At 50.2% G+C, this 1,014-nt stretch carries 1 protein-coding gene; it reads right to left on the bottom strand.

Annotated elements, in window-relative coordinates; genetic code table 11:
• Positions 1-211: 211 nt before the first annotated feature.
• Positions 212-1,014 (bottom strand): TIGR01777 family oxidoreductase (locus A3750_RS17195; RefSeq protein ID WP_068548508.1); only part of this gene is annotated, 803 nt, incomplete at its 5' end.

Genomic DNA, 1,014 nt, shown 5'->3' with positions numbered 1-1,014 from the left:
CAATAGTGAGCATTGTGCATGAGATAAAGTCATGTGGGATGTCTGGGTTTGCGCGCTGATCTGAACGTGCGAGCGCAGTATTGCACTGTAACGCTAGTAATACGAGGAACAGGGCGATGCCCGGCGATACGAAGTGGAGCAAGTTTAAATCCAGCTGATTGAATGCGTGAAGAGCGAAGACTACCCAAAGTTCTGCCCGCCAACCAAACCTTTATGGATAAATGGCGGCCAACGCTTCGCTAATTGTCGAGTACTTAAAACTATAGCCCAAATTATTCAAATATTCTGGGGTCACGGTTTGACTGTCTAGTAGGAGTGCTGCGCGCTCTCCAAAAATAAGATTGACGACGAAAGCCGGCATGGCGAAAAACCTTGGTTTATCGAGTGATTTGGCAAGTGCATCGCTGAACTCGCGATTGCTCACTGGTGAATTCGAGCACATATTGACAGGCCCTGCTGCAGCCTCGGAGCCAAAGAGCAAGTGAATGATCCCGACGGCATCTTCTACATGAACCCAAGACATCATTTGTGCACCATTGCCCATGGTCGCCCCCAGACCCAAGCCAANACTAAGTTTTAGCTTTTGGAGCATCCCTCCTTGCTTGGCAAGCACGATACCGGTCCTTAACATGCATGTTCGATCTGATCTGACGTGAGTTGACGCTTCTTCCCAGTCACGGCATAGCTGAGCGGAGAAGCCTTCACCGTTGCCACTTGCCTCGTCAAACGTTGTTGTGGGCGATGACGGATAAAAGCCTATGGCAGAACCGCTGACCAACGCCTCGAAGGGTCTTGGCAAAGTACGTGACAGCGCGGCGAGCTCTTCTGTTATACCGATCCGACTAGCGCGAAGATTCTGCTTTCGTTGCATTGTCCAAGGTTTGTCGACGATAGGCTCTCCACTCAGATTAAGGCAGTAACGGATCGTACTTTTCGCCGGAATCTGGGTGAAGCTCGAAATAACTTCCACTTTCCTTCCGATTTTAGCAGTAACGGTCTTCGGCTCTTGACGGG

Source organism: Oleiphilus sp. HI0079 (genome assembly GCF_001635105.1).
The sequence above is the reverse complement of the archived record's forward strand: the minus strand, read 5'-3'. Positions and strand labels throughout refer to the sequence as shown.